Origin of the sequence: Sphaerospermopsis sp. FACHB-1094, from assembly GCF_014696195.1 — a bacterium.
Classification (GTDB): Bacteria; Cyanobacteriota; Cyanobacteriia; order Cyanobacteriales; family Nostocaceae; genus Sphaerospermopsis; species Sphaerospermopsis kisseleviana.
Genome location: NZ_JACJPT010000143.1, coordinates 1 through 11,363, shown reverse-complemented (window position 1 = coordinate 11,363; position 11,363 = coordinate 1). Strand labels below are relative to the sequence as shown.

At 33.0% G+C, this 11,363-nt stretch carries 8 protein-coding genes; 4 read left to right on the top strand and 4 right to left on the bottom strand.

All coding sequences use genetic code 11. The annotated features are described in order from the left end of the window. Positions 1-377: 377 nt before the first annotated feature. The 4 genes from H6F47_RS24825 (at position 378) to H6F47_RS24810 (ending at position 7,729) form a co-directional block, all read left to right on the top strand. Positions 378-1,526, top strand: coding sequence for a vWA domain-containing protein (locus H6F47_RS24825; RefSeq protein WP_137668836.1), 1,149 nt, complete (start codon positions 378-380; stop codon positions 1,524-1,526). A gap of 17 nt (positions 1,527-1,543) precedes the next feature. Beyond that, entirely contained in the window at positions 1,544-4,804 is a 3,261-nt protein-coding gene (locus tag H6F47_RS24820; protein ID WP_137668835.1) for a tubulin-like doman-containing protein, read from the top strand. Positions 4,805-4,980: 176 nt separating this feature from the next. Then, a complete protein-coding gene (locus tag H6F47_RS24815) occupies positions 4,981-6,906 on the top strand; it encodes a hypothetical protein (protein ID WP_236104140.1) in 1,926 nt (641 codons plus the stop codon). 61 nt (positions 6,907-6,967) lie between these two features. Then, the gene (locus H6F47_RS24810) at positions 6,968-7,729 is read left to right on the top strand and encodes a flagellar motor protein (protein WP_190348732.1); all 762 of its coding nucleotides are present in this window, start codon (positions 6,968-6,970) and stop codon (positions 7,727-7,729) included. Between the two features lie 305 nt (positions 7,730-8,034). Here the strand turns inward: H6F47_RS24810 and H6F47_RS24805 are convergent, their stop codons facing one another. The 4 genes from H6F47_RS24805 to H6F47_RS24790 form a co-directional block, all read right to left on the bottom strand. Continuing rightward, positions 8,035-8,859: a Uma2 family endonuclease gene (locus tag H6F47_RS24805; protein WP_190651468.1), complete on the bottom strand. Its 825-nt coding sequence runs from the start codon at positions 8,857-8,859 to the stop codon at positions 8,035-8,037. A 243-nt stretch (positions 8,860-9,102) separates the two neighbouring features. After that, complete coding sequence (locus H6F47_RS24800) at positions 9,103-9,759, bottom strand: Uma2 family endonuclease (protein ID WP_190651466.1); 657 nt, start codon at positions 9,757-9,759, stop codon at positions 9,103-9,105. A gap of 121 nt (positions 9,760-9,880) precedes the next feature. Then, the gene (locus H6F47_RS24795; protein ID WP_190651464.1) at positions 9,881-10,537 is read right to left on the bottom strand and encodes a Uma2 family endonuclease; all 657 of its coding nucleotides are present in this window, start codon (positions 10,535-10,537) and stop codon (positions 9,881-9,883) included. A gap of 287 nt (positions 10,538-10,824) precedes the next feature. Next, positions 10,825-11,363 (bottom strand): AAA family ATPase (locus H6F47_RS24790; protein ID WP_190651462.1); only part of this gene is annotated, 539 nt, incomplete at its 5' end.

Here is an 11,363-nt window from a genome sequence, read left to right as displayed (position 1 = left end):
TTTGGTTATAATTCTCATTAATAGTCAACCGCACTTCTGAGATTTGCCCAAAACTGCGAATGTAATCATTTGTCTGGGACTTTGCATGGTATTCAGATACTTAATATAGGCAAAAATTCATGATATTTTTGTGCTACAGGTGTTAATATTTGATTATATCTGATTATATTTTTGTTATTTAAACCTAATACTAGAAAGAGTGCATATAATATTAAATTTTTGCATTTGCGAATTTATATGTATATAAATGTATTTATATTAAAAACAGTAAAAATACTATGATAAGACTTATCTTTTAAACTAGACTTACTATTTATTTGTAGTGTAATTTGTGATATAAAATTTATACATATACTATTTAATGAGTTATAGGGTTTGTGACTTTGACAAAAATTGCCCCTGGACAACCACTGACAGGCACACAAAAGGATGGTTTGCGGTTAGTGTCCCTCTTAGGAGGGGGTAAACGTGATGTTGTGTTGGCCATTGATGTAACGGAAAGTGTGGGTTTAAATGACCAAGGACGTATTCGGTTACGTCAAATAGTTGAAGACAGTCTCAAACCGGGAGATTCTGTTTATGTTGTTCCTTTTGCTCAAAATGTGGTTTCTGATGATGTGATTTCTCTAGAAAATCCATTGGGAACACCGATATATTTTAATCATAAAAATATAGAAAATATTAATAAAATTTTAGCGAAAATTCCGTTAAATTATGATCCAAATCGTTATGGTACAGATATTCAAAGGGCAGAGTTAACAGTATATCAAGGTATAGCACAGATTAATCAAAATCGGCTGACGAAAAATCAACCAATTAAACCCCAGTCGGTTGTTTGGGTTACTGATGCACCGTTATTTACAAAGCCAGGAATTACGTCAGAAGTTTGGATAGAAACCCCTCGTGATAGTCCGTTTAGAATTGCTACATCCCCGGAAAGTCAAGAAAGAAAAAATTGGTTGAATACTTTGCCTTTAAAAGAGCGATCGCTTATCATTAAAAATCAAGATAATAAAGATTATACACTATCTGTAATAGACCTAAATCCTACGGTTCAAGAATTTTGTACACCAGCACCAGGAGGTCAAGAAACTTGTTTAGTTAATCCTTATTTGCTGAAACAGTTATGGCTACCCAGTTTCATTTTATTATTAATATTGGCTGCTGCCTGTTGCAGTATCTTCAAATTTGCCAAATTACAAAAAAAATGGGATGTGCGAGTCAAGTTTGAATCGAATGGAGAACATGAAGAACAAATATGTAGATTACCAAATAATAAAAAAATTGCAATTGGTGAATATGATCCTACCTGTGTAGATTCTATAGACTGTCCCAGTGGAGAATTACAAGCTTATTTAGAACGTAAAGGAGAAAAACTTTATCTAGTTCCTACATCAGATTCTAAGATTGAACTCAACAACAAAAAAGTAAAATCAAGAACTCTGATCACAAATTCTAACTTTACCTTAAATTGTCCAGATAAACGCCAGCGCGAACACGAAATAACCATCAAAATCAAAAAATAGTATTCAGGGTAAAAACTATGAATCAAGCAACAACAAACGAAACTCAATATAGAGGAATTAACCGTACAATTTGTATCGGTTTGGGTGGTACTGGTAGAGATGTTTTAATGCGAATTAGACGGTTAATTGTTGACCGTTATGGAGATTTAAATAATTTACCAATTGTCAGTTTTGTTCACATTGACACAGATAAAGCATCAACCCAAGTTACAGGTATTAGAACAGGAAGTAGCTATCATGGTGTGGATTTAAGTTTTAAAGAAGCTGAAAAAGTCAGTGCTACCATGTCATCGAAAGATGTCACCATGTTTGTGGACGGACTAGAACGACGTTCAGAATATAATAGTTACGGACCTTATGATCATATTGGGATCTGGTTTCCTCCTCAGTTATTGCGGAATATTAAAGCAGTGGAAGAGGGAGCAAAAGGTATTAGACCTGTAGGAAGATTAGCATTTTTTCACAACTATCAAAAGGTGAAAACAGCAATTGAAACAGCAGAAAGACGCACCAGAGGACACGAATCTTTATTACTAAAATCAGGTTTTAAAATAGAACCGGGATTAAGTATTTTTGTTGTTGGTTCTCTTTGTGGTGGTACGGGAAGCGGAATGTTTTTGGATGTTGCTTATAGTTTAAGAAATCTTTATGGGGATCAAGGCGCTCGCATTTTTGGCTATTTAGTAATTAGTCCAGAATTGTATGGTAATACTCCTAACATGAATGCTAATACTTATGCTGCATTAAAAGAATTAAACCATTACAGTAATCCTGGTACAGAATTTGCAGCTTGTTATGATATTGAGAATCTGTCCATTATTAAAGAAAAACGTCCACCTTTTGATTATGCTTATTTGCTATCTAATCAGACTGGTGGAGAATATGAAATACTCACCCAAGGTAAACTATGTAATGTGATTGCCCATAAAATAGCCTTAGAACTTTCTGGTGAACTTGGTTCAGTAGTTAAAGGAAATCGAGATAATTTTTTACAACACATAATTCAACCAGATAAACACCCCCGTCCTAATAGCCAAAGATACTTAACATTTGGACTTTCCGCCATTTATTTTCCCCGTGATACGATCATTCAAATAGCCTTAACTAAAGTCAGTTCAGAATTAGTTAGATTTTGGTTAAATGGTAAAGGTCAAAGTCCTGATCCTGTCAACTTACTTGAACAATTTTTGATTCAAAATCACTGGCAAAGTGATCTAGCAAAACGTGATGGATTAATTAATAAATTATCCGAGTCTGTAGAAGAATCTAGCAAGACTTTTACTAATAGTTTGAAAACTTGGCAAACTAAATTATTAAAGTTAATCTCTGAATGTAAAAATAAAGATGATCGGACAAATGTTAGGCAACAGTTAGCCACAGAATTTACTAAACAATTCCGTACTGTACAACCAGGAGAAACGGAAAGTATTCGCGGTTATTGGTTAACAAAATTAATTCAATCTGCCCCTAAAATTGCCAAAGAACTTAATACCAATATTGATGATTATTTGATTCAGCTACTTACACCCATAGAAGCTAAATTTTCTATTAGAAATACCCGTAATTGGTTAGAAGCACTGCAACATGAACTGCATAAATATCAACGAGATTTGCAAGAATCCATAACTGATTGTGGGGGAATGAAACGCATAGAAGATGTAGAAAGAAAATGGGATAATACTGACCAAATAATTGAAGAACTGGAAAATAAATTTATGCTGATTGGCAATTTAAAAAATAGCCAATTTCAAGATGAATCTAAAAAAGCTATTCAGGAAGTTTGTAAACTGATCAGGCATAATTTTGATTTAACAGTTTTACAAGAGACACTGAAAATAGTTAATCATTTACAAAAGCACATTCAAGAAAGAGAAAAACAAGTTGCGGCTTTTAGCAGTTTGATAGAAGACTTACAAAGTGCTTATGAAAAAGAGGAACGAGAATTAAAACAATTGAATTTTGATGAAATGAGTGGGGAGGCTATTTTTGATAGTGAAGATATAGAACTTTGCTATCAAACAATGTTACCGGAAAATGATCTGCGTTCTCAATTAGTATTAGCAAGTTCAGCGATTACCGAAGCAACTGGTAAAGATCCATCCTTGGCATTTTTACTCAATCGAGAAAGAGTTACATACTCTCAAATAAAACAGGAAATTGATCCCAAAGTTGTGAAAATATTTGCTTTTCGTGGTAGCAATATTGTTAATTCTGTGATTAAACGCTTCATGAAAAAATATTCTTCCTCCGCAGGTGCTACTCGGTTAACACAAATTATGCAGGAAGCTCAACCTTTACTGCGGTTAAATTTGAATGATCCTTATTTTCGAGATGATCCTGCTAAAAGTAGTAAATTAATAGGATATAAAGATACAGACGAATCAGATGTGACAGAATTTAAAAAACTGCTAACACAAGATTTAGGAATTTCCTCAAGTGTTTTAAAAGCAATACAAGCAGATGATGAAATTTTAATTGTCAATGAGTATGCAGGTTTTCCATTGAGATTAATTAGTAGTCTAGAAAGAATGCGAAACCCATATATCAGAGAACAAAATTCTGGTACATCTTTTTTACACAATGATGCTCGCACTTCTTTTTCTGATATCATTCCCCCTGATGCAAGAATAATTGAACAACTGGAGGATATTTTTTATCCCTGTTTAGCTTTGGAATTGTTAAACGAAAATCAGGAAAATCAGGAGGTAGAATTTCAACATTATGACTCTTTCCGAGATAGTTATTACACTGCTGCGGTGAGTGCAAATTGGATGCAAGCTTTAGAAGATTTAGCTAATAACCGCAATATGGCGAATACTTTACAAAAGATATTAGATGATGTAATTTCTGATATGCAAAATAATCCCACATTATGGGATAATGAATATCTACCTAAACTCAGGCAATTTCCAGATAAACTGAAAAAAATACCGGAAGATAGTCCTAATTTTCCCTATATCCAAAAAGTCTATGTTTCACCAGATAATATGCAACCTACAATTAAAGAGGGGGTAATAAATCGTTTTTGGAAGAAGATGGAAGCAATGTTTAAAAATAGAAATCAAAATTCACTTCCACCTAGAGATAAAATCGAAAATCAAAAAGCTCTTGTTGGGGAAATAGTAGCTAGTTCTCCTCTGGATAATTCTGATACTCAAAATCAAGATAAATTACGCTCAGAATTAGCGCGTTTAAAAGAGTTATTTGATAATAACTTGATTCCTCAAGAATATTATGAGATACAAATGCAAAAAATTCTTGACAAATATCTAACCTAAAACATCTTGTTATGGGTAGTTCACATCTACCCACTTTTAACCATCTTTCCGCACTACCAAAGGTATTTTTTATGATTCCACCCCTACCACCTTATTTAATTTTTATCACTGTTGTTCTTGTGATTCTTCCATCTCTGGTAACTATTTTTCTTAGGATATCTCTTTACAAATATTTAATGGATTTGAGTAATAAAATTCAAAGATTGATTAAAAAACAAGCACCTGGGAAACGGTTAAAAATTATTGAAACATTAGAGGAGAGATTTAAACAAGCATCTCAACAATTAGAACAGGTAAATACAACAGCATTAATTGATCAAGTTTATAGTCAAGAAAAAATCAAGGGTTTCACCTGTGAACAAATAGATTATTTATGTCGCATCTTACCCAATTTATTGTTAGCATTTGGGTTACTTGGTACTTTTTTAGGTATTACTATTAATTTATCTACTCTCAGTCAAGCAATTAATCAAACTAATGCTAGTGATGTCAGTAATTTAGTTGCTGAATTAAAGAAACCATTAGAAGGAATGAGTATTGCTTTTACTACCAGTCTAACGGGATTATTATTTAGTGCTTTGTTAACGGTAGTCAATTTCATTTTTAATAGTGGACTTGCTAAATATCGTCTGCTTAGTTCTTTGGAAGACTATCTAGATAATATTTATTTTCCACAAGTGCAAGGTGATACTCGTCTTGATAGAATAGTTAATAGAATGGTAGATCAGCAGGATGAATTTTTAACAAATTTTGGTCGAGTAGTGCGCGAAGCGGTAGAAAAATCTATGGGTAAGGTAGCACAACAAATTGCTGATGGAAATAAACAAACTATGGATTTAGCTAGACGAGTTTATGAAAAATTTGATGCTGCTGCTGGAACTATTTCTGGTGCTGCGGATGAGTTTAAATATTCAATAAATAATTTGCAAGATTCGATGACGGAAATGCAACAAACATCCCAAGTTTTTAAAGATGCGGCTGAAAATTTTAATAAAAGTGATTTTCCTTTAAAGTTATCAAATGCTACAGAGCATTTAAGTAATACACAACAAAAATTTTCTGAATCTGCTGCAAGTTTGGCTGAAACAACTGATTTGATTATAAATTTGTTGGCACAAATGGAGAGTTTAAGTAATAATTTAATCAATTTAGGGGAGGATATTAAAGTTGTTAATCAAACTTCTGTTCAATTATTAGGGTTACATCAAAATAATCAAATTCAGTTAAGTGAAATTATTCCTCAACTCCAACAAGGTGCTAATAGTTTATCTGAAGCTATGATTAAACTTGAGCAAGTAGAAATAAAAGTTAGTGATAAAGCTGATAGTTTAAGTCATGTAGATGTTTCACTAAATCAATTATTGGAATTTGTGAAATATAATGCAGAACTTGTTAAACATAATACGGAACAAATGAATTTAGCATTTGATAATTTAGGCGATCACTTTATTTCTAACTTATCTCAAGAACAAATCGCCCTGAATCAATTATTAGAGTCTGTCAAATATAATACAGAACAGATGAATTTAGGATTTGATAATTTAGGCGATCGCTTTATTTCTAACTTGTCTCAAGAACAAATTGCCCTGAATCAATTATTAGAGTCTGTCAAATACAATACAGAACAAATGAATTTAGGATTTGATAATTTAGGCGATCGCTTTATTTCTAACTTGTCTCAAGAACAAATCGCCCTGAATCAATTATTAGAGTCTGTCAAATATAATACAGAACAGATGAATTTAGCATTTGATAATTTAGGCGATCGCTTTATTTCTCATCTTTCCCAAAACCTTGATCATAATCAACAGCAATTTCAGACTTTAATCAACAATCTTGAAGGATCTACTAATCAATTTAGCATGAAGATGGAGACTATTAAAGTAGATTTGATCAACCTATTAGAAAATAACAACACTCAATTAACTTCAGAATATCAAAAAGTAAATAATAATATCCTTCAGGGTATCAACAAGCAAACAAATATAAATGAACAAGGTTTAGAGATAATCATTAAAAATATTCAAGAATGTAATAAAAGTTTACAGGATACTAAAGTTTCTATCAACCAACTCAGACAGGTAATAAATAAAGACACCTGAATCATGAATTTAAACCAAATAAGTTTATCAATATTGTTTTGTAATGTAAAAGCATGAAATTATGGCACGTCGTTCACGCTACACTGAATACAATGAAGAGTTAAACGTTTGGCAAGCATTTACTGATTTAATGTCCAATGCGTTTATGATCTTAGTGTTATTTTTATTTCTCACTATTATCATATCACAAATAACTAATGTTCAAAATAAACCTGATAAAAATTCAGTCAATTTACCTTTGAAAGTTAAAGATTTAGAAAGAGAAGTAGAGGAATTAAAACGAGAGTTAGATAATCAAAAACGCCTCACAGATGCACCACCAATCATAGTTATCAAAGATCAAGGTGATTATAGATTTGCGTTAGGTAGTGCAGAAATACCTCCTCAAATGTTAAGCTATATTTTCAGAGAAATAGTACCAGCAATAGAAAGTACCAGCAACAAATATGGTATTAACGTTGTGGAAATAATTGGACATACAGATGCTACACCTAATGGTAAAGCAAATAGTAATTTAGATGTAAATTTAGAAAAAGTAGTTAGTGGCACATTTCCAGTTACAAAACTTCAATCAGGTTCTAATGCTGATTTAGGTTTAATGCGTGCGTTATCAGTTGTGAAAATATTGCGTGATATTCAAAACAAACAAGTTAGATTAAAAGGTTTATCATTTCGTGCTTATTCTGCTGCACAATTAATATTACCAAATGGACAATTAGCAGAAATTGCACCTATGAAAAATAAACAAGATGATCAAACAAGAAGAAGAATAGAAATTCGTTTTACTCGTTTAGGAGAAGAAAAGGAAGTAGGAAAAAAATAATATATCAGATGTTAAAGATCCCGGACTTCTTAATTTCATATTTTCTAAAAAATTATAATTAGGGTTTGCTGAATAAACCTAAAACCTTGATATATCAAAGGTTAGAGGCTGATAAACAGAAAAAAAGTGCAAGGGTTTTGAAGGGTATACCGGAAAAAGTGTGCATTTTTTGGGATTTCAAGAGATGGCAAAGAAATTTTCAAATCTTCTCCTGACTCCTGACTCCTGACTCCTGACTCCTATGCCCTCACGGAAAGACTTTCTCAGCAACCCCTAATTAATCGCAGAAGTCGGGGATCTGAATTTTAATCTATATCAGGTTCTACACCTAAAGCACGCAGTTGGGCAATTAATTTTTCTTTTTTCTGTCTTTCCTGTTCTGCACGTTGTTTTTCCTGTTCTGCACGTTGTCTTTCTTGGTTTGCACGCTGTTTTTCTTGTTCTGCTTTTTCTCTTTCCTGTTCTGCGGGAGTTAACACCCAATTACCATTTTGATCATACCATCGTAACCAGGGCATTTGTACATTTTTATAACTCCCTTGCCAAATTCCTAAACCTAATTCTAACCCAGGAATCCAAAAACGAGAATTAGCATCTGAAGGTGTAGAACGCAAAGTTTCAATATAGCGATCGCCCCTTAATTCAAACATCCTAAATTCTGATTGATAACGATCAAATATCGCATAATAAGGTATTCTTAAAATCTTTTCATAAACTTCCCATTTACCAGGTGGTTTTTCCACATCTCGCAACATTTGACCTAAATCTTCTTTTTCTGTTCCTGGTGATAACAACTCTACCACAATATAAGGATTAACAGATTCTTGCCATACTACATAACTTAAGCGCAAATCTTTTTTTTCATACAAATAAGGAACACCCACAACCGCAAACCAATCTGGGCGTTTATACCACAATGGATGACGAGAATCAAAATACAGATTTATGTCACTTCCTGTAAAAAGTTCCTCTTGTTTATAATGAGGAGGAAGAAATGTATCTGCTAATAATTGTGGTTGCAATAAATGAAATTGATCCGGCAAACCTTTCTCCTCTGGATCTTCGCTAGGCAGATCATACATTGTGGGTAATGTTTCTTTGGCCGCTAAGGGCGGATCTGTTTGATACATTTTTGAATATCCTGAATATCAAACTTTTATATTTTAATTATACTCTGTATTTGATGTTTTTACTATTTGGTGTAGTTTTATTTTATAAAATCTAAATATTCACAGACAATTTATAAATAACCATCCTATAAATCCTCTAAATCCTCAAATCCTGGACATCCTGATATGGCTACGCCACGCTTCGCTATCAGACAAAATAATTACGAATTATCCTGTAAATCCTTAAATCCCGGATATCCTGATTCAGACATTCTCTGATATTTGCGTTTTTAACCAACTCCGAAAATTCCTAATCATTGCCATTTCACCTATTTCTAAGCTAGAAGCTAAAAACTGAGGAACTTCTATATTTAAAGATAAATTAGCAAAGGTTGGTGAACTATTACCAGGAATATATTTACCATCAGCTAAACTATAAATTTGCATTACAGGTTCATCATAACGCCAAACTTCAGGAACACCTAAAGCTAAATAAATTGGTAACTTATCAATAGAAGAACTAGCATAATCAACTTTGATAACTAAATCAGGTGGGGGATCTTGGGTTAAATCTAAACTGGTTTTATTTCTCATAATCGGTTCATTTTGAATATAGAAACTAGAATCAGGTTCTACACTCCTAGCTAAATCTTCTCTTTTACAAGTTAATGAACCTGTGCTTTTAACGTTCAGATTTAACTCTTCAACTAAAGTATCAATGAGTTTTTCTATCAATCTTTTATTATGTTCATGGGGCATTAATGGAGTCATAATTTCTAAGATTCCCTGATTATAAGTAAACCTGTTATTGCGAGTATCACCTGTTTCTAATAAAATCCTTTCAAAAGTATTCCAGGAAATATTATGGAGGATGACGCTATTGGTGTGAGTGTCGCTGTGAGTAGGTGCTAGAGTTACCATATAAATTCACCTCGCATTGTTAATTATTCTATTATATCACTTTTATAATAACGATTTTTCTGGACTATTTTTAATAGTAATCCTGTAAATCCTCAAATCCTGGATATCCTAATTCTGACATTTATTTAATATTTTCTACTTGCGTTTTTATCCAACTTCTAAAATTCCTAATCATTGCCATTTCACCTATTTCTAAGCTAGAAGCTAAAAACTGAGGCACTTCTGTATTTAAAGATAAATTAGCAAAGGTTGGTGAACTATTACCAGGAATATATTTACCATCAGCTAAACTATAAATTTGCATTACAGGTTCATCATAACGCCAAACTTCAGGAACACCTAAAGCTAAATAAATTGGTAACTTATCAATAGAAGAACTAGCATAATCAACTTCGATAACTAAATCAGGTGGAGGATCTTGGGTTAAATCTAAACTGGTTTTATTTCTCATGGTTGGTTCATTTTGAATATAGAAACTAGAATCAGGTTCTACACCCCTAGCTAAATCTTCTCTTTTACAAGTTAATGAACCCGTACTTTTAACGTTCAGATTTAACTCTTCAACTAAAACAATAATGAGATTTTGTAACAAACGGTTATTATGTTCATGGGGCATTAATGGAGTCATAATTTCTAAGATTCCCTGATTATAAGTAAACCTGTTATTGCGAGTATCACCTGTTTCTAATAAAATCCTTTCAAAAGTATTCCAAGAAATATTATGGAGGATGACGCTATTGGTGTGAGTGTCGCTGTGAGTAGGTGCTAGAGTTACCATAGAAATTCACCTCGCAGTTTTAATGTAAGCATTCAGCTATCAGTAATCAGTAATCAGTAATCAGCTTTTACCTAGTAAGTAGACAGATTCTTGCTCAAATCATAATATTGCCACATTCTGTAAGTGTTGATGAGGAAAATTTGCCAGATGAAATTTGTGTTTTTTAACCTGCTGCTAACGGAAACCGACCGCTGACGGCTGAATATTTACGTTTTAATTATCCTATTATATCACTTCAGGAAATAGGAAATAGGAAATAGGAAATAAGGAATCAAAGCAAATTCTAGCTATCTATCAATACCAAATTCTTTTAATTGTTCCTCTAGTGGTTGAGTTGTATCCAAGATTTTAATGTAGGGTTGTTCTTTGTCTGTGAATGGTTCAGCTTGGTTGAGTTGAGATACCAATAAATCAGCGGTAGCATCAGCAATATCACCAGTACGGTTAACAAGTCGTTCTTGCAATACTTCTAACGGTGCTGTACAGTGGATAATCTGTAGGGGTAATTGATGTTGAGTAGCTTGATTAATCGCTTGCTGGCGTAAGTGTTGACGGTCATACTTGGCATCTAAAATCACACGCCAACCTTGATTAGCCAGTGTAATTCCCAATGTTAACAATCTGTCATAAGTCTTTTGAGTCATTTCCGGTGTATATATCTCATTTCCACCACGTTCTAATAAAGGAATACCTGCTAAATGTTTCCGCACTGCATCAGAACGCAAGTGAACTGCTCCTAGTTTACGCGCTAAATATCTAGCAGTGGTACTTTTACCAGAACCTGATAACCCGGACATTAAAATCAATTGTCCTTGTTTGGGTTTAG

Coding starts and splice junctions, on each gene's coding strand:
- H6F47_RS24820 (WP_137668835.1), top strand. CDS start 1,544: ATGAATCAAGCAACAACAAACGAAACTCAATATAGAGGAATTAACCGT.
- H6F47_RS24815 (WP_236104140.1), top strand. CDS start 4,981: ATGGATTTGAGTAATAAAATTCAAAGATTGATTAAAAAACAAGCACCT.
- H6F47_RS24810 (WP_190348732.1), top strand. CDS start 6,968: ATGGCACGTCGTTCACGCTACACTGAATACAATGAAGAGTTAAACGTT.
- H6F47_RS24805 (WP_190651468.1), bottom strand. CDS start 8,859: ATGTATCAAACAGATCCGCCCTTAGCGGCCAAAGAAACATTACCCACA.
- H6F47_RS24800 (WP_190651466.1), bottom strand. CDS start 9,759: ATGGTAACTCTAGCACCTACTCACAGCGACACTCACACCAATAGCGTC.
- H6F47_RS24795 (WP_190651464.1), bottom strand. CDS start 10,537: ATGGTAACTCTAGCACCTACTCACAGCGACACTCACACCAATAGCGTC.